General features: G+C 34.8%; 16 protein-coding genes. All 16 read left to right on the top strand.

The features are described 5' to 3' along the window. The first annotated feature begins 33 nt into the window (after window positions 1-33). The 16 genes from ACRBBL_RS11735 to ACRBBL_RS11660 all read left to right on the top strand — a co-directional run bounded on the left by ACRBBL_RS11735 (window position 34) and on the right by ACRBBL_RS11660 (window position 23,908). Window positions 34-498 carry a phage tail protein gene (locus ACRBBL_RS11735; RefSeq protein WP_405300167.1) on the top strand — a complete coding sequence of 155 codons (465 nt, stop codon included), beginning with the start codon at window positions 34-36 and terminating at the stop codon, window positions 496-498. Beyond that, a complete protein-coding gene (locus ACRBBL_RS11730; protein WP_431369244.1) occupies window positions 488-925 on the top strand; it encodes a phage tail protein in 438 nt (145 codons plus the stop codon). The genes ACRBBL_RS11735 and ACRBBL_RS11730 overlap by 11 nt, the downstream gene beginning before the upstream one ends. 112 nt (window positions 926-1,037) lie before the next feature. Then, entirely contained in the window at window positions 1,038-1,208 is a 171-nt protein-coding gene (locus tag ACRBBL_RS11725; protein WP_431369243.1) for a DUF5908 family protein, read from the top strand. A 12-nt stretch (window positions 1,209-1,220) separates the two neighbouring features. Next, a complete protein-coding gene (locus ACRBBL_RS11720; RefSeq protein ID WP_431369242.1) occupies window positions 1,221-1,892 on the top strand; it encodes a hypothetical protein in 672 nt (223 codons plus the stop codon). Between the two features lie 5 nt (window positions 1,893-1,897). Further along, window positions 1,898-3,694 (top strand): type VI secretion system tip protein VgrG, encoded by a 1,797-nt coding sequence (gene vgrG, locus ACRBBL_RS11715; protein ID WP_431369241.1) that lies wholly within the window; start codon window positions 1,898-1,900, stop codon window positions 3,692-3,694. 247 nt (window positions 3,695-3,941) lie between these two features. Continuing rightward, a complete protein-coding gene (locus ACRBBL_RS11710; protein WP_431369240.1) occupies window positions 3,942-4,241 on the top strand; it encodes a PAAR domain-containing protein in 300 nt (99 codons plus the stop codon). Continuing rightward, on the top strand, window positions 4,234-4,665 hold the full coding sequence (locus ACRBBL_RS11705; protein ID WP_431369239.1) for a GPW/gp25 family protein: 432 nt from the start codon (window positions 4,234-4,236) through the stop codon (window positions 4,663-4,665). Before ACRBBL_RS11710 ends, ACRBBL_RS11705 begins: the two co-directional genes overlap by 8 nt. Before the next feature lie 8 nt (window positions 4,666-4,673). Beyond that, on the top strand, window positions 4,674-9,419 hold the full coding sequence (locus tag ACRBBL_RS11700) for a hypothetical protein (protein WP_431369238.1): 4,746 nt from the start codon (window positions 4,674-4,676) through the stop codon (window positions 9,417-9,419). Further along, on the top strand, window positions 9,419-12,301 hold the full coding sequence (locus ACRBBL_RS11695) for a hypothetical protein (protein ID WP_431369237.1): 2,883 nt from the start codon (window positions 9,419-9,421) through the stop codon (window positions 12,299-12,301). The genes ACRBBL_RS11700 and ACRBBL_RS11695 overlap by 1 nt, the downstream gene beginning before the upstream one ends. Continuing rightward, window positions 12,294-16,508: a contractile injection system tape measure protein gene (locus tag ACRBBL_RS11690; protein WP_431369236.1), complete on the top strand. Its 4,215-nt coding sequence runs from the start codon at window positions 12,294-12,296 to the stop codon at window positions 16,506-16,508. The genes ACRBBL_RS11695 and ACRBBL_RS11690 overlap by 8 nt, the downstream gene beginning before the upstream one ends. 136 nt (window positions 16,509-16,644) lie before the next feature. Continuing rightward, a complete protein-coding gene (locus tag ACRBBL_RS11685) occupies window positions 16,645-19,008 on the top strand; it encodes a hypothetical protein (protein WP_431369235.1) in 2,364 nt (787 codons plus the stop codon). 18 nt (window positions 19,009-19,026) lie between these two features. Next, window positions 19,027-19,884, top strand: a complete 858-nt coding sequence (locus tag ACRBBL_RS11680) for a hypothetical protein (RefSeq protein ID WP_431369234.1) — start codon at window positions 19,027-19,029, stop codon at window positions 19,882-19,884. Window positions 19,885-19,930: 46 nt separating this feature from the next. After that, window positions 19,931-20,854: a hypothetical protein gene (locus ACRBBL_RS11675; RefSeq protein WP_431369233.1), complete on the top strand. Its 924-nt coding sequence runs from the start codon at window positions 19,931-19,933 to the stop codon at window positions 20,852-20,854. Beyond that, window positions 20,844-22,199 (top strand): ATP-binding protein, encoded by a 1,356-nt coding sequence (locus tag ACRBBL_RS11670; RefSeq protein ID WP_431369232.1) that lies wholly within the window; start codon window positions 20,844-20,846, stop codon window positions 22,197-22,199. Before ACRBBL_RS11675 ends, ACRBBL_RS11670 begins: the two co-directional genes overlap by 11 nt. A gap of 12 nt (window positions 22,200-22,211) precedes the next feature. Next, on the top strand, window positions 22,212-22,718 hold the full coding sequence (locus ACRBBL_RS11665; protein WP_431369231.1) for a hypothetical protein: 507 nt from the start codon (window positions 22,212-22,214) through the stop codon (window positions 22,716-22,718). Between the two features lie 32 nt (window positions 22,719-22,750). Next, the gene (locus tag ACRBBL_RS11660; protein WP_431369230.1) at window positions 22,751-23,908 is read left to right on the top strand and encodes a DUF4157 domain-containing protein; all 1,158 of its coding nucleotides are present in this window, start codon (window positions 22,751-22,753) and stop codon (window positions 23,906-23,908) included. Window positions 23,909-23,961 lie beyond the last annotated feature (53 nt).

Here is a 23,961-nt window from a genome sequence, read left to right as displayed (position 1 = left end):
AACAAAAAAATAACTCATTAAAAACATAATATTATGGCAGATGATGGAAGTAAAGAAGGCGCAACCTGGCCCATGCCAAAGTTCCGATTTGAAGTAGATTTAGGAACTGAAATGAAAGGTGTCGCATTCCAAGAAGTTTCTGGAATGGACGTAGAAAATCAAATTATAGAATACCGAAAAAGTAATAGTACTCTTTTCTCTACCGAAAAAATGCCAGGCATTGTAAAGTATGGAAATGTAACTATGAAACGTGGCGTATTTGTTAACGATAATACATTTTGGAAATGGCATGCAGAAATTTCTATGAACACAATAAAGCGTAGAACCGTTTTAATAAAACTATTAGACGAAGCAGGAAAAGTAACAATGCAATGGCAGCTTAACAATGCTTGGCCAACAAAAATTACGAGTACCGACTTAAAATCTGATGGAAACGAAGTAGCTATTGATACCTTAGAAATTGCTCACGAACAACTAATTATTACAAATGGATCATAGTGATTATCCTGTTGGATTCTATTTTTCACTTTCGTTTGAAGGAGAAGATGCGGCTTTTAAAGAAGTCTCAGGAATCAGCAAAGAACTCGGTGTAGAAGAAGTGGCTAGCGGTGGAGAAAATCGATTCAAATATCGATTACCAACCACAAGCTCTAGTAAAAATCTTGTACTCAAAAGAGCTATTGTCCCAACAGGATCAAAGTTAATTACTTGGTGTGCCAATACGCTCGACGGCGGATTGGCTAATGCAATACAGACACAAGATGTATCAGTCGATTTACTTGATAATGAAGGAAAAGTATTGATGAAATGGACGTTTCACAATGCCTATCCTATAAATTATTCGGTATCCGATTTAAAATCGCAAGAAAGCGAAATACTGATTGAAAGTATTGAATTAGCATACACGTATTTTAATATTCAGTAAACTACCTCAGGACAAATTTGTGAGGTATGAACAAGGAGTTCACCTAAAATATAGAGGCAAGCTTCAAAGCATTTTAAATCTCGATTATCGAGAAAACTATACATCTCAAATTATGCCAATAGAAATCAGAGAATTAGTCATCAAGACAGAAATAAAAACTGTTCATGAAAATGTACATACAAAGCGAAACACGTATGATGCTTCCCTATTAAAAAATGAAGTATTAGAAACCTGTAGACGCATGATTTCAGAAGCACAAAAACGAGAAAAGTACAATCGATAAACCAGTACGATTATGGCATTAGAATACATGAAAATAACAGGATACAAAGATGAGAACTTTACGCAAGCAATCTCTGGCGATCCGTACAATCTAATGATCAATCCAGAATCTATAAAATGGAGTCGAAGTATTGAATACAATGAACAACAACCTATAGATACGAGTTCTACGTCTCAAAAATACAAGCATACACCAAGCGACAATCTCAGTTTTGACATTGTCATTGATTGTACTGGTATTGTAGATACAAAACGAACCGATTTAAACAAGGAAATTGAAGCCTTAGAGGACATTGTATACACATACAACGGGGACATTCATAGACCAAATTTCGTAAAAATACAATGGGGAAGCGATTTGGTATTTTACAGTGTATTAAAATCGTTTGATACTACCTATACATTATTCAAACCAGATGGAAGTCCGCTGAGAGCAAAAATCTCATTAAGCTTCGGAAAATATATTTCTGCCGACAAGCGGAAAAAAGAAGACGATGAAAGTTCTCCCGACATTACACATTTGGTAGAAGTAGTACAAGGTGAAAGTTTACCACAATTATCAAACAAAGTATGGAATACACCATACAATTACATTCAAGTTGCTACATACAACGATTTAAACAAATTTAGACAATTAAAAGGTGGACAACAATTACTATTTCCACCAATCATAAAACCAACATAAACTACATGAGTGCATCAACAACAATTACAAGCGGAGGTTTAGTCACTTTCGATATTAAAACCAACGGAAGTGCAATTCCAGACGCAATGGACGTACAATCAATTGAAGTCGAAAAAGGCGTCAATCGTATTTCGATGGCAAAAATTGTCATCATTGATGGAAGTCCAGCCGACGAAACTTTTAGCGTCAGTTCGTCAAGTACATTTGTGCCTGGAAATACGGTTACTATTGAAGCTGGTTATGATTCTAAAAACGAAACAATTTTCACAGGAATCATTACCAAACAAAGTATTCGTATTCACGGTGCCGAAGGTTCTGTATTGGTTGTTGAATGCCGTGATGAAGCTGTAAAAATGATTGTTGGGCGTAAAAGTTTAACCTATTCCAAAAAGAAAGATAGTGACATTATGAGCACCATTATTGGAAATTATGGATTGTCTGCTGATGTTTCTGCTACTACGACAGAATGGCCTGAACAAGTGCAATACTATGCAACCGATTGGGATTTTTTACTCGCTAGAGCGGAAACTAACGGCATGATTGTCACAACACTCAATGGAAAAGTGTCCGTATTTCCACCAGATAATGATACAAGTTCTGTATTAGAAATTGCGTATGGAAACAATCTATTGGAATTTAACGCTTCTTTAAATTCCGTAACACAATTAGGTTCGGCAAAAGCAACTTCTTGGGATTTTACACAACAACAAACTACTTCGGGAGAAGCGTCAAGTAGTTATGCTGGCCCAGGAAATTTATCGTCTAAAAAACTCTCGGAAGTCGTTGGACTTTCCGATTATGAATTGCAAAGTACTGCACCAATACAAGAAAGCGATTTAACCAATTGGTCAAAAGCGGCATTGGTAAAAAGTGCATATGCTAAAATTCAAGGTGATGTAAAATTTCAAGGAAGTAACTTAGTCGATCCAGCAAAATATATCACACTTGCAGGATTGGGCGATCGTTTTAATGGCGATCATATCATATCAAATGTACAGCATGTTATTGGACATGGAAATTGGGTTACAGAAGTTTCCATAGGCTTGTCTCCTATTTGGTTTACAGAAGAACCAGATGTCATGGCACCGCCAGCTTCTGGTTTATTACCTGGCGCACAAGGATTATTCAATGCTACCGTAAAGAAAATGTATGAAGATCCAGACAGTCAATACCGTGTATTGGTAGATATTCCGTTGTTTGATCCAAATGGTGAAGGATTGTGGGCACGATTAACAAATTTCTATTCCACTTCTGGCGCTGGTACATTTTTTATGCCTGAAGTTGGTGATGAAGTCGTGGTAGGTTTTTTGAATGAAGATCCTCGTTATCCAATCATTTTAGGAAGTATGTACAGTGCTGACAATAACAAACCGTTTGATGGTTTAGATCCGAATGAAAAAAATACCATAAAAGCATTTGTGTCTAAATCGGGAATTAACATTCAGTTTGATGATGAAAATAAAGTGCTTACGCTAGAAACACCAAGTAAAAATACCGCGATTTTTAGTGATGAAGACAAGCAAATTACCATCAAAGATCAAAACAATAACAGCATTGTAATGTCTGAAAGTGGAATTACCATCAAAAGTGACAAAGATATCACCGTCCAAGCCACGCAAAATTTAACGCTGCAAGGCGATCAAGGTGTTACCATTGAATCATCTGGTGGCGATGTCCAAATAAAAGGACTAAATATCAAAGAAACCGCACAAATGCAATACTCCGCAGAAGGAAGTATGACGGCATCACTTCAAGGTGGAACGGAAACCACTATTAAAGGAGCGATGGTGATGATTAACTAAGTAGGAATTAGGTTTTGGGGATTAGGGATTAGTAAGTTTCTCAACAACCTTTTTAATTCAAAACCAGCAACTAACAAAACGTCACTTCGAGTGATTTTATATCACATCGAGCATAGCGAGATAGATAGAAAATTGTATCGAGAAGTACTTTGAAATAAAGAGGTATTGGGGATTAGGTTTTAGGCATTAGTAAATTTCTTAACAACCTTTTTACTTCAAAACTAACAACTAACAAAAAAACAAAACTATGCCACCAGCAGCAAGATTAACCGATTTTCATGAATGTCCAATGGTAACACCAGGACTTCCTCCAATTCCGCATGTGGGCGGACCAGTAATTGGACCAGGAGAACCCACCGTACTAATTGGCAAATTACCAGCCGCACGTGTGGGCGATATGCTCGTTTGTGTTGGGCCACCAGATTCAATCGTAAAAGGTTCAGCAACCGTAATGATTGGCGGAATGCCTGCCGCACGAATAGGAGATTCTACCGCACATGGCGGATCAATTGTTTTAGGAGATTTTACAGTGATGATCGGTGGATAATAATTTAACAAACATACAAAAAGAGTTTCTCGGTTCGGGTTGGTCATTTCCAGTGACATTTTCTGCTGAAAATAATCAACTGCAACTCACAAAGTATGAAACCAACATCAATGAAATGATCAATTTGATCATGCAAACAACTTTTGGAGAACGTCCATTTACGCCACAATTTGGCTCAGGATTACAGACATTTTTCTTCAAAGAAATGCGCCCAACATTACAAGGTGAAATTAGAGAAGCTGTAAAAACATCGCTTCTAAACAACGAACCAAGAATAAAAGTAATAGCCGTTGAAGTTGCTTTTGCAGATTTACAAAACGGCTTGGTAGAAGTTACTATCGATTACATGTACAATCAAACCAATACAAGACACAATTATGTATATCCTTTTTACATAAAAGAAGGAACCAATTTACAACGATAACCTAACAAATGAGTCAATTTAATCAACATACAACGATGGCAGCACTAGAAAAAGCTTTAGTGCCAAATCCGCGTTTGATAGATGGCAGAACGGAAGCTGACAACTTGCGTTTACTAGCTGACTTTGCCTCATTGTTTAATTTTTACGATCGCACCAATACCATCAATGGAAATTGGTCTCCATTTTTACTAAAAGATCCTGTTTTTTTAGTGGCTTCAATTGCCAAAACTTCGTTTCAAAAAGCATATTCGCTGTTCATAAATACCTGCTTGCAACTAGAAAAAAGTCTGGAAATTGATCTCAATACGCCATCTATTTCAAACGGATTCAATCAACTTTTTGATCAGCTTACTTCTGTATTTCGAACAATTGAACGATGGACGTATTATATGCAGCAATCTAATTTGGAATACAATCTTAAAACCTATGTCATTCAGCAAGTAAAAGAAAAACAGAGTGCAATACTTTGGGCACTTTTAGCTTTAAGAAGTGATCTTAACCTCAATCAAATTATTCCAAACATAAAACCTGTAAACACGTATCTTTTTGAGAATTATGACGAAAAAATATGGAAAGAAAGTAAAGGAAAAACTCCATATTGGGAACTTCTAAACCTAAAATACACACCAAAAGGCGACTATGTATATTTCTTTTTTAAGGATTTTATGGCGTATGTGGAAGATCTCAAAGCTTCGCTAAATGGTTCGCACTTGAATCTTACTGAGAAAATTATCACTAAAATCATAGACGCTTTTATTGCCTTACAAAAAACCATAGCAATATTCTTTGAGAAAACAGTAGCAATACTTGAAAAAGTAGTGACATTTGTGGAAGATGCAATCGAATCACTATTCGAAATAATTGAAAAAATCATAGACGAATTAAACACAAAAATTCAAGATTTTAAAGGTGACGAGGAAAAAACAACTACAATACAACATATACTAACCGATTTAAATTCTCTTCAAGATACACTCAAAACCAACACAAAAGAGTTTTCATCCGAAGACTATAAAAACCTGGTTGATACTATTTTAAAAGAATTAGAAACCATACTTGTTACGCTTGCTTCATTTGTGTTAGAATTTGGAGAATGGTTGTTTGCAATCGTAATCAAATTTTTTGAAACTGCTGTTGATGTTGACATCAAAATTAGTAAAATATTATACGACATTCTCAAAGAAATCATCAGTTACATCTTAACCAAACAAGTACGATTAGATATTTTTAATGGTCTAAAAGGAACAGGAAAATCTTTATTTACATTTTACAGTAAGTGTATTTCGTATGCAGGTACTGAGTTGAAAACGATACAAACTGTGCCTGGCCATTTTCCTGATACTATTCTATTAAGAACGTTTACAAGTTTGATGAAAATTTATCAAGCACAGATGAATTCATTATCTGAGAAACATCTAAACTTCTATTACAAGGATATTTTAAAACAAACACCTAACAGCGTTTCACCAGACACCGTTTTTGCAAGTAGCAGTTTGGCAAAAAAAACCGCTACCTATCAATTAGCAAAAGGAACTATTTTTACTGCGGGATTGGACGCAAACAAAGCACCAATTTTATTTGAAACACTGAATAAAACATCGTTAAATCCTGCAAAAATTGTCAATGCGTATACACTTGCTCAAACACCGTTAGATACGTACAATTCCGAACTGTATTTACAAAATTTGTCGCCTGTAAATGTAGTTGCTAAAGATGAAGCTGGCGCGATTAAAAGCTGGAAAACATTTGGTTCTACACAAACACCACAAGGAACCAAGCAAGAGTTGGCATTTACGATTGCTTCTCCTATGTTTTATTTGGCAGAAGCAACATTAAGAACGATTACGCTCAACTTTACATTCGAAAACGATGATGCAATTATATTTTCACAACCTGATTTCGAATTCTACCTAAGCACTGAAAAAGCTTGGTTTAAAGTTCCTGCGTCAAATAATCTTTCATATGTAATTGTAGAAAATCAAATTCAGCTACAATTAAATCCAACTGATCCAGCAATTAGTGCATTTACCAAAAATCCTGATGGATATTCAAGTGAATGGCCATTGCTTAAAGTTGTATTTCCAGGCTATACAGAATCGATCTCATCACTAGCAATTGCGACACTAGATATTACAGTGAGCGCAGAAGAATTGCAAAACTTTCAATTGTACAACGATTTTGGGCAACTAAATCCTAAAAAACCGTTTCAGTTATTAGGTGGCGCACCCAAAGTGAATCAGAGTTTTATGATTGGAAATGCTGAAATTTTCAGCAAGCCTACTACAGACATGTATTTTTCTCTAACGTGGAATCCGTTTGCACCTAATTTTAACTTTGCCGATTATTACGTAGCGTATAATAATTATTTAAACAATATATACTCAGGCACACCAATAGATGTAGAAGCATTAGTAAAATTACTAGACACAATTAAGACTTCGCAAAGCACTTTCTATACAAGCGTAACCAACTCAGAGCAAACACTATTTACAAAATTGGCAAATTCGAGTACGACATCGACTGATGCTGTAACAGCAATTCAGGGCAATCAAGCCGATCTACAAACTTTGGTGAACAAGCAAAAAAAGGTTTTGCAAAAAATGCCAGTTTCGTTGAGTGCAACCATGACTCAAATTATCAATCTAAATCAAGGCATGCTAACTGCATTGAATACATTGCTTACTACATTGAAAAATGATATCTCATCTGCGGGAAAAATAGATGAAGCGACTGTAACAGCAGCAAAAAGCAATATTGACAACGAAATCAATTCCACAAAAACAAGATCAGGTCAAAACATTGCGGACGAACAAAATGCTTTACTTTCAACGGTTGCGCCTGAAAAAAAATCGTTTTTAGGAAAAATTGCTGGTTTATTTAACAAATCTGAGAATAATAAAGTATTGGAAACGTATACTCCATATTTTTCAAACACTTCGTTTATCATAGATTTTCAAGCCTTACAAAACGGTGTATGGAATTCAATAGATACTTCTATTTCAATGACAGACAGTGGAATTTGTAATGTAGCTACTGTACCGCTCTTTTTAAAATATAACCAACCTGATAATTGCAGTGAACTAAGCATCAACGAAACGCTACAACCTACGAAAGAAGTACAGTTTTTAGGATTAACACCCAATCCTGCTACTGTTGATGTAACATTGCAACAAAAACCTTTGCAACTTACAGAAACAACAACTACAGGTTTTATAAAAATGAAACTGTCCGATCCAGCCTATGGTTTTGGAACCGAATTATATGCAAAAGTAGTGGCTGCTATTGCCTTATTTAATGCGCAAATTATTGCAGAAAAAATCAAAGATTCCGATGACGAACAAGCGTTGGTTTCTCCACCAAATATTCCGTTTGTGCCCATGGTGAGTGCATTTCAAGGAAGCTATTCGGCTTCAGTTAGTTATGATTTTTCTACAAATGAACAAAGCTATCCACTGCAATGCTTTTACAATACTCCTTTTGCAAATTACAAAGTGTATGACACTACTTTAGACGAAAAAATAATCGCAAAAAATACAACCTTAGGAAGTTCTCCTGCAAGAGATGACAAAGGTGTTATTACTCCATTAACAACGCTTCCTATAGTGCCAACTTTTACATCTCAGGGACAACTATTTTTAGAATTACAAGATTTGATTGTACCCGCGAAAGTGAGTTTTTACTTTGAATTGGCACGCGCTTATACAGAAACAACACTAACAACGAAACAAGTAAACTATTCCTATTTAAGCTGTGATGGCTGGAAACCACTAACGTCTATTGCAGATGACACAAATAGTTTTACCTGTTCGGGAATTATCACTATTGATATTCCAGACGATATTACAACCGTACACGATACTGTTGAAGGTACAAATTATTGGATTGCCATTGGTACTACGAACAATCTTGATGATTTCCCTGAAACCTCTTTTTTAAACACCAACGGATTTACATTACAACGCATTGTTGCGTCAACTGATTTTTCGACAGAAACGCCACAAATTTTGGCAAATGTAATTACAAGTCCGCAAACTGCTATTCCAGAAATTGCTTCCACTGTACAACCATTTGCTTCGTTTGGAGGCAAAGCTGCGGAAACCAATACACAAATGAATTCGCGCGTAAGCACAAGACTCAAAACAAAAGATCGCTTGGTGACGATTGAGGATTATTTTAATGCAATCCGATTGGAATTTCCTGAAGTGTACTATTCGAAATCTATTTACGACAACACCAAAAAACAAGCGTTTACCTATCTCATAAAACGGGTAGCAGATGCAACAGAAACCAATGCCTTTCAACCGCTTTTAAGTGAATGTAAAGAATTGGAAATTCAACAATATATAGCCGAACGTGTCTCGCCTTTCGTAACTGTTTCTGCAGAGAATTTCACATTGAATTACGTGCAAATTACCGCAACCATTCAAGTGCAGCCTGGCGAAGATGTCACTACTGTAGAAAAGGAAGTCAACAACGGTATCAATATATTTTTATCGCCTTGGATTACAAGTGCGCAAACGCAAATTACTATTGATAACGGATTGAATACGGCTCAATTGGCAACATTCATCAATAGTTATGATAGCATTTTAGAAGTGACTGAAATTTCGTTTCAAATCGGTACAAAAAACTTTGACACAGGAGCAATTGAGTATTCAACAGAAGCTTTACAGGAAGTAGCATCAGCAGATGGAATTCTATTAGTTCCATCATTAAATAACACCACAAAAAACAGTTTAATCACATACCAATAATGGCGCAAGAAAATTACATAATAGACACACAACTTCCTTTGGAGCTCGATTTTAAAGCGCTCAAAGCAGAAGGTCTTGCGTACATTCAGAAACATAGTAGTAACGAGTGGACCAACTTAAATCCGAGTGATCCTGGCGTAACTATTTTAGAGCAGTTATGTTATGCGTTTACCGAACTTGGGTATTGCGCAAATTTTCCTATAAAAGATATCTTGACAGATAAAAATGGAGATCTTACAATTGACAATCAGTTTTATCTTCCGCAAAATATTTTAACCACTTCGCCCATTACTGTGAATGATTACATAAAGTATATTATTGATCAAATTGCGAGTGTGAAAAATGTAGTTATCATACCATCTTTTTTAAAATTCCCTTTTGTAAATGGTTATTACACAGTGTATTTATTATTAGATCCGAATGAAAAAGATACAACTACAACTGATGCATCAGATATTAACAAAGTCACAGAAAACGAAACTTTTTATTTACTAAACAGTTGCCGAAACGTAGGTGAATTATTTTTAAAACCTATTGTTTTAGCTCCAAAAGAATATACCATTACAGGGAAATTAATATTGGAATCAGATGCTGATTTTAATTCAGTAATGTCTGAAATTATTCAAAATATAAATGCATATATTTTTCCTGATGTTGTACAAACAGGTTATGACAAATTAAAAGAAAAAGGTGCTGCCACAAACGATATTTTTAATGGTCCAACCTTAGACAACGGCTGGATTTCTTCGGAAAGCATTCAACCAAAAAAAGACAGCATTCAAGCTTTTGAAATTACCAAATTGATCCAAGAAGTACCTGGTGTACAATCTATTTCAGGAGTTTCTTTTACATGCGGTACAAAAACCTTGTTACCTACTGCTACATGTTGTATAAATGAAATTTTAACTTTCAATTTTTCACAATCATTAGTAAACGAAGCCGATGCATCAAACCTCCAAATAAGTACACAAGGAAAAAGTTTAAACGCATCACTCAACATGTCGTTAATGGACGAATTGGCAATGATGCAACAAACAGATTCCCAAGTAAATGAAGTTGCTTCAGTACAAATGGCTCCAGCAGTTCCAACAGGAAAATATAGAGAAATTACGAGTTATTATTCAATTCAAAACACATTTCCAGAAGCGTATGCCGTTGGCTTAAATGCTACAAATGATTCCATGCCAGCATATCAAATAGCACAATCGCGACAGTTAAAAGGGTATTTAAGTTTATTTGATCAGGTATTAAGTAATCAGTTTGCGCAATTGGCAAATATTGACAAATTATTTTCGTTCAAAAATGCTATTACAGGAGCGCCTGCCGATTTGGAACATTACAACAATATTAAAACTCCAGAACAAAAAGCAAATCCAGCATATCCTGCGCCGTTCGAAGTATTTTCACCAACCTATTTTTACCAATCGTTGTATGAAAGTGTACCAAATGCAGCGCCTTTATTACGAGACAACAGTATTTTTAATTTTGGACCTGTTTCAGAATCAGATGCTACGTTGGCTCATAAAAGTTGGTTGGCATATCAGGACGATCCGTACAACTCGTATATGTATGGCTTGTTAGTCTATAACGAAGATGATACCGTGAATTTGCAACGTAGAAACGACTTGTTAGATCACTTATTAGCACGTCATGGTGAATCGCCTTTAATTATGGATACGTTGATATATGGCACTGTATATTCTGGTGATTTCTTAAAAGATCGCGTCATTATAAAAAGCTTATATCTACAAAACTTAACGCTTTTATCGTACAATCGCACCAAAGCATATAATAGTATCGGTGCATTGCTATTAAATGATTTTGTACTTACAATCACTGCAGAACTCATTGACTACTTGGAAAGTAATAAACCACTTGAAACAGAAGAAGAACTAAGTCAACTAGTTACTGATATTGCTCGCGAGGAACAACAACAAATAGCAACTTTTAAAGCAACATATCGTGCTCGAAAAATGTTGCGCGATATTTTAACAAAAAACTATAAACACGAAGGTTATTTTGAAACAAATCGAATCAATAAGGAAGAAAAAATTACGTCGCTCGATAATTTAAATTACACAACAATCTCACTAAAAATTAGCATGTTGTTAACGCTAAAACCGTTATATATCAATTTTGTTCAAGACACGTTAGATTTTAATCCAATTCTAAAAACTCCAGACGAAATTTCACTTGCATACGAACAAAGTGAAATGGCAATATGGTTGCTTACAGAGCGAAAAGGCATGATTGCCATTGAAACAAACCTATTATTACAATCGGGAAGTTTTCAAATATATATTGAGATAGATGCTATCTATTATAGTTTAGACATACTATTAAATTATACTGATTTCATTGCACTTTCGGCGGAATTAAACACAATGCCAACACAAGACATTAAGGACTTCTTACTAATTATAAATATTGATTACACACTAACAACTATAGACGATCCTAGTACGCTTAATGATGCCACCTTTACACCTATAGAAAGTACACCATATGGCTGGACTGCTACCGTGAGTTGGAAGAACGATCAAGGCGCTCAAAACACAATGTTCATTACAGATTCGTTTTTAGCAAATACATTGCTTTGGATGTTTCCAGATTACATTCCAGAACTCGCTACTCCCGATTGGCAACATCGTCTCACCTATTTTATGGAAAGTCAGTTGCCTATTCAAATTACAGCACGTCCGATGTACGCAAGTGAAGACAATTTAAAAACCGTAATTCCACAATATGTAACTTGGTTTAACGCCAATATTTACAGTACAACAACGCAAAGTATAGATGAAACTGCAGTAACAAAAGCCGCAGCAGATTTAATTACGACACTCAGACAAATTTCAAACAATCCAGCACCAACAAATGCATAGTCAAGGAGCACATATCGTCACACGTTGCCAATGGAACACAGCTTTCGATTCCAAAAGGCTTGCGCATCAATTACAAACTGATATCAGTTCGTGGAGTGCGTATAAGATGAAACGTGTAATTACCAGTGTTTTTGACAGTATTTGTCCAAAAGGTCAAACCTTAAAAATTAAAAAACTAGCAGTCGATTTAGGTACAATTACCTACGAAAACATGCTGAGCGAACTTCCAGTACGCTTGGAAGAAGCATTGCGTATTGCTTTGTATGACCTTATTATGTACCCAAAAAACGGTGACAAAACCTTAGAAATTGTACATGAAGATATTGCACAAGTACATGTACTTCGCGATTTTTTACAGCAAGGAATGTTGCCTTGGAATTATCAAGAAACCTACGGAACAGCTGTACAAATTATGCGTTCACAGTTAACAAACAATCGTTTGGATGTGATACAAATGATTCAAGAAATTGGAAGTTCTGAAAATGTTCGAAAGCGTATTGCTTGGCAGTTTCCAGATGTTATTATTAAAAAAATTATTGCGGGATTAGAACCGAATAACCATCAGCAGATTATTAATTTTTCGGATGAATTTGTCAAAGTTCAAGAAAAAGAAACCATTGTACAAACGAGTACAAACGATCTAAAGAAAAACATCTGGTTGTGGATTTTAAATTATCTATTTACAGAACGCGGTACTATTTTTAACAGAATCAGTTTTGTGAGAAGTACGGTAACACAAATGGCACATCATTTTAATCTTTCGTATGATGTGATGATTGAATTGATTGAAAAAGCAATAGAACGTGCTGCTGAATATTCTCAAATAGATAAAGGCTTTATCGCAATTTTAAAATTATTATCAGATGAATTACAGAATACTTCTTTTTCACGTGTAAAGACCGAAAAACAAAAAGAAAATTTTTGGGTAAAAGTAGCAACTTATTTCAATTCGGAAACGGCAAGAAGCACCAATGTTCAGAAAAACGAATTCAACGAACTGGTAATTAATCTATCAAAATTAGATACTCCTCGTTTTCAAAAAATACTATTACATATTGAACAAAAACCAACGATATGGAAAGCCGTTTTAAAAGACTTGATTCCTGCCGCGATTGAAAATTTATTTTTAGCATTGGCGCCTTCACAGTCTAAAAACGTGTTGACTCAAATTTCATTTTTATCAAAACTACCACAAACAAAACATGTAAAAGTGCAAACCCTAGATTTGTATACTTACGGAATTGAGTTTTGTGTTACCAATCAAAATACATCTGTTGCCAAAAATGCATTTTTAGATTTTGTCGTTGAGAGGTTAGCCAAAAAACAACAACAAACCAAACTGACAATTTTAGATCATTTTGTTGTGTCAAATGTAAACAACACACAAAAGAAAACTAGCTTTATTTCTTTGTTTAAAGAGTTGAATACGCTGTATCAAAAAGAAATTACAAGCACAAAAACATTTACTTCCAATGAAGCTTTACAACAAGTTGTGTTGCGTTATGTTGCAGAAATTGAACAAACAACAAATTCAACAAATACCATTCAAGAATTAGAAAAAGCAATTCAAAAGTGGATTTCAGCTTCGCCTGTACAATTTTGGAAAGTTGTTCAAAAACTAGAAAAAACATCAAAAGTAACTGTTCATATTACAGCTTTGGTATCTGCATACGGAATGGAACGGTTTTTAAAAGCTGTTCAACCAGAAAGTTACACATTGTTGACAAAGATTCAGCAAATAATCAATGAGTTAATCACAAAGCAACCGAAAAAAGCAAGCGCGTTGCGTGCCATAAAAAATGTATTAATTACTATAGGTTTTGAAGTTCTTTGGAAGCATCCAAAAACAAATACATCAACATTTTTCACTCAACTTTTACAGCACTTACAAGAACAAGAAAGTAGCATTCGAGTTTCTAAAGCAGACATTCAAGAGGTAATTCAATTGCTATTAAAAACATCAAAAACAAGATCGCTTTCATGGTCTGCACGCGAATTTGCTTCCATTCAAAAACACTATAAAATTCAACTTGCAAAAACACCAATAGAAGAAGTTGTCGAACAGATTCAACAACCAAATCAGCAAGTATATGTTGCCGAAAGTGTTTCAAAATTGGTCCGTGCAAAAAAGATCGCTTCGCGCGAATTCAAAGCCAATGAAACTAAGTTAATTACATATCTTGTTTCAAACGGCGTACAAATTCGCACACGCTTAATTTCTACATTTTTAAAGAAAATAACAGCTACAAAAACAACCATTAGCAGCACGCAAATTGAGTTGATATTACAAGATCTTTTTTGGCAATCGTTGGTAACATATCAACTACATCGTGGTAACGAGCGTCGTTTTGTATCGCTATTTGAAAAAACAGTACTACAAACATTTCCATCGCTTGAAGCGAAACCGAAAAAAGCATTGAAATCTGTTGTAAAAACGAAGACAGTCCCAACAAAAATTCAATCGTTACAGACACCGTATCATATTTCGATTGTTGCATTGTTTGAGGCGCTACATTCTAACTTAAAAACCGCAAAATCAGAAATTACCATTGCTAAAAAAAGCTATACATTTTCAGCATTGTTTGTAATGGCATTAGAAACATCGCCTTCAAAAATACGAACGATCATTCAGGAAACTACCATTGCTAAAAAACAACTTGATTTTATAAACGAAACCGTCAAGCTTGAATCATTTTTGCTATTAAATGCGAATGATGCTTCTAGCGCACAATCGGACGTTTTTAAGTCAATTTACACATTATTTACTATTGCAAAACAACTTGGAAACTCACAAATAATTACAGCTTTACAACGTATTTTTTGGAAGCAAGTTGTGGAATTCATTCAAGGAAAAAAATCTACTAAAGAAATTGTAGTAACACTTACGCAAATTACATTTGATGCGCTTTCTGAAATTGCAACATTAGATCAAATTACCATTGTAAAACACATTCAAAACAATACAATTGTCATTCCTAAACTACTTAAAACCATTTTAGTAGAAAGGCATCGCATTTTTGAATTGATTAGCGAACATACACAAGATGTTTCACTTTCGGAAGCGATACAAAAGTGTGTAGAAACGGAAAAAGTGGAATTATTAAGTCAGTATCTCATCACGGAATATGAAATTCCAACTTGGTTTTTACACAAAGAATCCTACAGTTATGAACGCGTAGTCAACGAATTAATCGCACAAAAACCATTGATCGTTTTAAAAACACTTCGCAGTCAGCAAATTTCGGAAACACAGTTGCTCAAATTTGTACAAACGGTTCATTTTGAAACGCTAATTACAGCGTTGACAAAAGTATATACAGCACAGCAAAAAGAACTCTTGGACATGCGTAAACTGTATGAGAATATAGCTTTTGTAAACATGCGTGGAATTTCCACAAAAAATTTACAAGAAATCATTATCAAAAAAGTAATTACTGCTTGGCAAACTTCCAATTGGTCTTTGATTACAAGTACACATATTTGGAATGAACTGTTATGGGAAACTTGCGGAAAAAAAGCGGTAGAACAGCAGGATTTTCTCAAAGCAATTGGCACGATTAAAACCATGTTACCAACAGCATTATTAGTCACATACAAAACTTTGGTACCATATGATATATCATCCAAAAAAATAATAGAAGAACACACATATAAAACTCAAAATAAAACAAATATGAATACAGAATCAGCTTCATTCCCCGAAGAAGGCGTTCCTATTCCAAATGCAGGATTGGTACTATTAAATAACTATTTTTTAATGTTACTTGATCGTTTAGGAATCGTAAAAAACAAAGCTTTTATATCTGATAACGTGCAGTTGGATGCCATACATTATTTACAATATATCGTAACAGGACTTACCGAAACTGAAGAGTCGTTGTTGACCTTAAATAAAATTTTAGTTGGGCTTCCGCCGAATGTACCTGTGAAGAGTAGCATAGAAATGAGCGAAGATCAAAAACAACTTATTGACGGAATGATTCAGGCTGCAATTCATCATTGGACAGCTATTGGAGATACCTCAACCAATGGTTTTCGTGGAAATTGGTTGGTACGAGACGGAATTTTGCGTGAAACCGAAGACCGTTGGGAACTGACGGTAGAAAAGCGAGCGTATGATATTTTAATGCTAAAATCACCTTTCTCTTTTTCAATCATAAAATTACCGTGGATGGAAAAACCATTGCACGTTACTTGGCCATTTTAAAAACCTATAAAACCATGAATACTTGTACAAAACCATCAAAAATAGACAGTAGTTAAAGCTGTTATCACACACAGAAAAGAAGCGTAAACCTATAAAACGGTTAAAAAATTAATTAACAAACTAAAAAATAAAATTTATGAATTCTTACAATGAAAATCTACATTCGAGTGTCGTTTCGTCATTGAACGAGCAAGAATTAGAATTACAAAAAGTAAAGTCGGAACAAGATGCGTCTATGTTTTCGCTTTACTATGCACAAGGCGATCGAATTACAACGGCTGAAAAGGTAGAAATTATCAACAAAAAGTATGCTTTTGAACAAAAAGTACACGAACAAGCAATTTCAGACAGTGATTTGTCTACCAATGTATTGGCTTCTTCTGAAAATGTAAAAGCATATACCGCAAAATCAGTAAGTAATACAGCTGTAGCTGCCGCAAACGTTCAAATTGCAGCAAATGCTATTTTAAAACTAACCAGCGATGCAGGAAGCATTTTTAGTATTGTAAGTGCTGCTGACTTTGGCACTGAAATTTACACTCAAAGTAAAAATGCCTACGATTTAATGAATATTACTGCATATACCGCAGAGATGACATCACAACACAGTATGGAAGCTTCTCAATTAATTGCAGAAGTATCTTCAAATACATTGGCCGATAAAGCAACAAGTACAGATGCTGCTGTAAAAAACTTATTGAGTGTTACGTCGGCACAATTTGATGCAACGACTCAAGAACTCAGTTCTGAAAATGAAAAACTAGCTACTTCAAACACTAATGAGAAAAAAGCAGAAGGTGCTTTAGAAGATATTAGTGTTGCCCGCAATGCTACATTTCAAGCCTACCAATTAAATAACTCCGAATTAAATTTAGCCTTAAACGTTGTTGTTCCTATGTCTGTTGGCGATGCTACCAACTATACGGTTTCATTTTTTCCATATACAAGTCCTTTTACAAAAGATGAAAATGGTAATATTATAGCTAATGATAGTGCTCCAGCTAGTGGATATCCTGTACAAGATTACTACATCATGCTGGTAAAAGATAGTAAGAGTGACACATTTTCTGTAAACAATGCAGAAGAGATTGTAGATAAAGGCAATCGACGTAGGTTTTATCAAGTATCACCAAAAACTTCTATCCTTCCTTCTACTACGGCTGAAAATCATACCATTATTGACTTTTCTACTTTTGAAGCGCCAATAAAACAAAAAATTTATACGTCTCAATTAGTAGATACTGATGGTGATGCTATGAATTTAGGTGATAATTATGTAGTTGTTGTCTTTGCAGTACTAGAAAATAGTTACAAAAAAATAATCAACACGTTTGATGATTATATGACAGCACCAAGCCGAAGGTTTACATTGGAAAATAGACTAAACCGAGTTAGCGCAAACAACATAAAAGCTATTGGTGGAGATACACAGAAAGTCATCACAGTTTCAGACAATACAACTACTGGAGATCTTACTGTTGATGAAGAAGAAGTAATTGCTGTTGAAAAAATTAAGTTTCAAGTCTTGGAAAATCCGAACTATGAAGTAGAATATCATGGATTGTTTTTACCAGATAACACCAACTTAATTAAAGGTTTATTAACTGTTGAAGGTTTAGTTGATCTTGAAAAAGAAACTAAAACAATAGAAGATATTGCCGACGAGTATGATCCTCAAATTGAAGCAAAGAGTGAAGAAATTAATTCATTAAACTCAGAAATTTCAGGATTAGAAACACAGGTGAATGAAAATAATCAAATAATCAATGATCCAAGTACAAGTGCTACAAAAAAGAAAAAAGCAGAAACACAAAATGAAAAGTTAAATACCTCTATTACTGCCAAAAAAGCAGAGGTGACTAAACTAGAAGCTGAATTGGCATCGCTAGAAGCTACCAAAGAGGCAAAAATAGAAAATGCTACAAACCAAGATCACATAAAGCCAGGATTCTTCTTTAATTTAACAACTGCCGAACAAATTCCTGCTGGAAGTTATACACCAATTGATAGAAGTGATCCAGACACACCACAAACTGTTTTTAATTATCTAATTAATGAACTAACTGTTGATTTGCAAAAATGGAACGATATCGATTGGGCTACTGTTGATAAAGGAGTATTAGTGGAGGATCTTAAAAACATTATAGAGGATCTTGAAAATCTAGAACTAGAAAAATTCATAGACGATGTCATAAAGTTATTAGAACAAACAATTAGTATTGTCTTGAAGGAAGCAATAAAGGATTTTTCAAACTTTATCAATGATCTTAAATTATTGCATAGTGGTTACCAATTATACACTATGGAATTTGAGATTAAGCCTGAAACAACAGATAATTTTGGAAATCGATTAATCGATCAAAACAACTACGTTCCTGCAATTGTAACAGTTTCAAATAATACGGCAACAATTAACAAGCAGTTTATAAACGCGCTTTCCGATTTTCAAAATACAGCAACATTTACTTATGTAGATCCAAATGCAAACGCAACATACTAAAACTTTAAAAAAAACATTATGAGTCCATTAAATACAACTGTTCCGCCACCATACGGAATTACCGAACGAAAAAAACAAGAGTTAGACCAACTCAAGCAACAAGTAACAGACGTACAAGGTACAGTAGATCAATATCAAGCTATTGTAGACTCTCTTACAGCAAAGTCAAATAAATTAACCTCACAACTTTCCGCCGCAGAAGCTAGCAAAGCGCAAGCATTGAGTAACAAGGATTTGTTAGATACAATGGTAAATGACGCAAAAGATTTGCAAAACAATTCAGAGATTACCTTTGATGCTATTGTGCTTGCGGATGCGAAAATAAAAACGGTTGCTGAAGAAATAAAAACAACGATTAATAATTTAATCTATTCGGCAGAAGTCATCAATAAACTAGCAAACTTAGTCATTCGTAAAAAAGCATCTAATCCGTTAATTTCTGACGAATTGGTAACGATGGTTACTACTGCTGGAACAGATGCAAACAATGCGGTAGCACTAACATTAGTAGCATTACAGTCTGTTTTTTCGGCACAGGCAACTAGTTTAGAATCTGAAGCAGCAATGGCATTACAACTCTTACAAGCTACAAAGTTATATGAGTTTATGATTGGAGAGGAAGTAGATGGCATTCAAAATAATAACATCCCAAGTGCTGAAACACCAACAGATCCAAAAACAACATATACAATTCAATCTTTATTGGATTATGCATATACCGTAACAAGTAACATGTATGATGAAGCCTTAACAGCTTCTAAAGACACCATTAACCAATTGAACGATTCACAAAGTAAGCTTAGTGATGCACAAGTACAACTTGCTTCTTTACAAGCAGGACTTGCCGCAGCAAATGCAGCAGCTCTGGCTTCCTAACTTTCAGTATATTACATGGAATTAATCACCTTAAAATAAAACAAACATGGAAAATGTATTTAAAAGATTTTATCGAAGTTTTTATAATAGAACCAATGGATTTATACCCACAAAACCATTGAATCAAAACATGTATCCAGGTGATTTTTTCCAAATTGTAAATGGAGAACTCATTGTTTTAGGGAACATTTTTAGAAAAAATATTATCAATGCTGATGATGTAGCTTTTGAAAATGGTATAAAACTCAATCCTTCCAGTTGGAATTTTAGTGAAGGCGTTACAAAAGCCTATTCTGGTCGCGATAGCGGACACAATCCTATTGAAGGCGATTTTGAGTTTAGCAAACAATTATTAAATTTTGACGGATTTGGAAGTTTCTTCTTTAAAAGTAGCACTCCCGAATCTGTTAAGTTTGCTAATTGGAGTGATTTTAAAGATGAACTCATTATTAAAATGACACAAACATTGTACTCGTTTCGAGAGCTATATATTGTTACGGAATGTGCAACTACAGAAAATTGGACACTCGCCATTGCCAGTTCTGATAAAGGAGAATTGGAAATTGCCACAGAATCTGAAAACTTCGGATTGGTCGATATTTTTGGAGATTCAAGCGCAAAAACAATTCAAGCAAGAGAAATTGAATTTTACCATCGCGAAGACAAACGGAAACCATCCTTTTTTAAAGCAAAAAAATTAATTGTACAACAAGAAAAACTCGAAGTGTTTATCAGTCAACTTATTAGTGATCAAACAAGAGTCGCTTCTTGGGCAAATAATTTTTACCAATATGATTTTTATCATAATGAGCTTTCGTACAGTCCGCCAATTACCACAAATGCGCAAGCCTGTGTATTAGACATGTTACAAGCCAATCAGCTAAATCCTAATACAGCATTGCAGTATTTTTCTTGGACGAATACGAGTTTAGACGATGTACAAAAGTTTTTTAACTATTATGGAGACTAACTCACATATCATTTCTATTTATGAGGAGATTGATTGGCTTCAAAATGTCATCAATCAAGTCATAAGTAGTTATTTGCAACATGAAAATGCTGGAGAAACACATTGGACAGAAATTGCAATGCCCGATCTTTCTGAAGTAGATTCACCTTTTGCAAATACTGTAAATACGTGGAATTTGACCAACTTAGAGCGCATTGCTTTGATTTTGGCAATTACACCACACATTCAACCAGAAGCATTAGATGTTTTTTTTGGCCAGAATCGAATATACAATCGAGGATTTACAGAATTTGGCGGTGTTATCGACAAAAGTCATAGTGGTTTTTTACCCACAGGACAAACCTTGTTATTTCTTATTACAGCGCTTAACCCGGAGTGGCGACTGCAAGTGCTTTCTTTTTTTGAAAATGATCATATTTTTCAGAAAGAACAAATTTTAGACATTGAATCTACAGAACAGTATTTACCAAGATTCAATGGTGTTTTAAGTATCAATCACAGATGGTTACAGTATTTTATTACAGGAGAAAAACCAAAGCTAGAACATAGCATTACATTTCCTGCACAAAAAATAACGACCAATTTAGAATGGGATGATATCGTATTAAATCCAGATATTATGGATCAGGTAACTGAACTGAAAACTTGGTTAGTACATAAAAATACTTTACTAGATGATTGGGGATTGTCTAAACATTTAAAACCTGGATACAGAGCTTTATTTTACGGACCTCCAGGAACAGGAAAAACGCTCACTGTTTCTTTATTGGGAAAGAATTTAGGTTTGGATGTATATCGTGTTGATTTGTCTATGATTGTTTCTAAATATATTGGAGAAACTGAAAAAAATCTATCGCGCATTTTTGATACAGCAGCACACCAAAATTGGATTCTGTTTTTTGATGAAGCAGATGCTTTGTTTGGAAAACGTACAAAAGCAAATTCGTCAAATGACCGACATGCCAATCAGCAAACAGCTTATTTATTGCAACGCATTGAAGATTTCCCTGGATTCATCATTCTAGCTTCCAATTTAAAAGCAAATATGGATCAGGCATTTTCAAGAAGGTTTCAATCCATCATACAATTTAAAATGCCTTCTGTGGAAGAACGCATGTTATTGTGGCAAAAAGCATTTTCTGGAACCTGTACGCTCCATCCAGATATTGACCTATACACTATTGCAGAAAATTATGAATTAACAGGTGGCGCCATTATTAATGTATTGCGTTATTGCGCACTCGCTACAATTCAACGTGGAGACACAATAGTACAGAGACAAGAATTAATTACAGGAATTCGAAGAGAATTAAAAAAAGAAAACAAAACCATTACACAACCTTAAAATAGTTCTTGTATGGATGTTAAAAAATATAAACACAAAGACGCACATTACCAATTATTGGTGATGCATTCATGGCGTTATGAAATTCCACAGGAACAGCGAAATATTATCATTGCAGAAGCACTGAATAATTGTACTGTAGATAAAGACTTCCATGTATATGGATACTTAATTACAAACAGACGTGTGTTTTTAATTGGAAAAAGCAATACGACACCTTTTCAAAAAGTACTACATTATTTTTATAAAAAAGTGGCTTTGGGAATTATTAGATATAAAACTCATGAATATCAGGAAAAACATCTTTTAGAATCTAAGGTGCATCATAATCTATTTACAGAATACCCTTTTTACAATACATCCATTCGGGAATCAATTACAGGACATAAGGTTGAATTTCCCTATTACGATCCAAAATTAAAACGGCTTCAAGATTATATTCATCATCATAACTATTGTTCTGCATTGGATTATAGTGGCGGAAAAAGTCCAGTTATTGTTCATCAAATAGAAGCCTAATCTTAGTAAAACTGCCAAAAACCAATCCTATCATGAAAACACATCTTACTAAAAAATCTGGAGAAAAAAACCAACAAAAAGCTGCTGCGCATCAAAGCAAAAGTGTTGCTCTTGAAGATAATCGTCCGATGCCAATCATTCAGCAGAAAAAAAATAATACAGGATTGCCCGATAATTTAAAATCAGGAATGGAAAGTATGTCTGGTCATTCTTTAGATGATGTAAAAGTACATTACAATTCGTCAAAACCAGCGCAACTCAACGCGCATGCGTATGCACAAGGGAGTAATATTCACCTAGCTTCTGGGCAAGAAAAACATTTAGCACATGAAGCTTGGCATGTGGTACAGCAAAAACAAGGACGCGTGCAGCCAACTACAACTATTTCGGGAACAAAAGTAAATGATGATGTCGGTTTAGAAAAAGAAGCTGATGCAATGGGCGCAAAGGCATTACAACGGAAGACAAAAACAACAGCAACGATATCGTCTGTCAATAAACCATCTACAATTATACAACGAGCAAAGCATATTGGTCAATACTTGGCAAAAGAAGATGGAAATGTTCGAAATGCAGCGCATAGTAAAATAGGTACATATAAAAAGGGAGATGCCATAGAAATTAATTCTAGTCACATGAAGAAGTTTACATCAGGAATTCTTTTTGGAAAAAAGGAACACGTATACGGCACTGTCAATGGAGCTACAGGATGGATTGTTGAAAATAATATTGGAGGATGGCAAGGTCATCTTGCGGCACCAGCTCACGTTAATGGACCAGCCAAACTGTGGACAAATCAGCCATCTAGGTTTACTTCTTTCAATACATCAAATAATAAAGGAAACTCAATGTATACAGTCACAGCACATGATTTGTATCGGTATGCTCCTGTAAATAAAGACCCATCAAGACACGCCTTGGATCAAGTTTATCACGATTCAAAAAACAGACATGTCGCTTTTACCAGCGACGGTGCTGCTTTAGCCAAACTACACGATCCAGTTTTTAGAACAGGTCCTGTCACTTATGTAGGCGGTCATTTGATTGCTGATGATGGAACGAAAAGAATAAGTATAGCTGTACAGTTAGCTCCAGCTTTAGGACTTACCGTAATAGATTTTAATTACGATCCGGTTACAAGAAGCATATCTGGCAGGCATGTTGGACATGCAGTAGCATCTCTAAAATAATACATCTTAAAATACCCAGAAGATTGTTAAGAGTTTAGAACTAAAATGGTTTT

The sequence above is a fragment of the Kordia sp. genome (assembly GCF_050633145.1).
Taxonomy (GTDB): domain Bacteria; phylum Bacteroidota; class Bacteroidia; order Flavobacteriales; family Flavobacteriaceae; genus Kordia.
This window is presented reverse-complemented; position numbering and strand designations above follow the sequence as displayed.

What these genes read in the sequence shown, in the direction of transcription:
- ACRBBL_RS11700 (WP_431369238.1), top strand. Translation starts at nt 4,674, where the DNA reads ATGAGTCAATTTAATCAACATACAACGATGGCAGCACTAGAAAAAGCT.
- ACRBBL_RS11710 (WP_431369240.1), top strand. Translation starts at nt 3,942, where the DNA reads ATGCCACCAGCAGCAAGATTAACCGATTTTCATGAATGTCCAATGGTA.
- ACRBBL_RS11720 (WP_431369242.1), top strand. Translation starts at nt 1,221, where the DNA reads ATGGCATTAGAATACATGAAAATAACAGGATACAAAGATGAGAACTTT.
- ACRBBL_RS11735 (WP_405300167.1), top strand. Translation starts at nt 34, where the DNA reads ATGGCAGATGATGGAAGTAAAGAAGGCGCAACCTGGCCCATGCCAAAG.
- ACRBBL_RS11675 (WP_431369233.1), top strand. Translation starts at nt 19,931, where the DNA reads ATGGAAAATGTATTTAAAAGATTTTATCGAAGTTTTTATAATAGAACC.
- ACRBBL_RS11670 (WP_431369232.1), top strand. Translation starts at nt 20,844, where the DNA reads ATGGAGACTAACTCACATATCATTTCTATTTATGAGGAGATTGATTGG.
- ACRBBL_RS11660 (WP_431369230.1), top strand. Translation starts at nt 22,751, where the DNA reads ATGAAAACACATCTTACTAAAAAATCTGGAGAAAAAAACCAACAAAAA.
- ACRBBL_RS11690 (WP_431369236.1), top strand. Translation starts at nt 12,294, where the DNA reads ATGCATAGTCAAGGAGCACATATCGTCACACGTTGCCAATGGAACACA.
- ACRBBL_RS11730 (WP_431369244.1), top strand. Translation starts at nt 488, where the DNA reads ATGGATCATAGTGATTATCCTGTTGGATTCTATTTTTCACTTTCGTTT.
- ACRBBL_RS11665 (WP_431369231.1), top strand. Translation starts at nt 22,212, where the DNA reads ATGGATGTTAAAAAATATAAACACAAAGACGCACATTACCAATTATTG.
- vgrG (WP_431369241.1), top strand. Translation starts at nt 1,898, where the DNA reads ATGAGTGCATCAACAACAATTACAAGCGGAGGTTTAGTCACTTTCGAT.
- ACRBBL_RS11725 (WP_431369243.1), top strand. Translation starts at nt 1,038, where the DNA reads ATGCCAATAGAAATCAGAGAATTAGTCATCAAGACAGAAATAAAAACT.
- ACRBBL_RS11680 (WP_431369234.1), top strand. Translation starts at nt 19,027, where the DNA reads ATGAGTCCATTAAATACAACTGTTCCGCCACCATACGGAATTACCGAA.
- ACRBBL_RS11695 (WP_431369237.1), top strand. Translation starts at nt 9,419, where the DNA reads ATGGCGCAAGAAAATTACATAATAGACACACAACTTCCTTTGGAGCTC.
- ACRBBL_RS11685 (WP_431369235.1), top strand. Translation starts at nt 16,645, where the DNA reads ATGAATTCTTACAATGAAAATCTACATTCGAGTGTCGTTTCGTCATTG.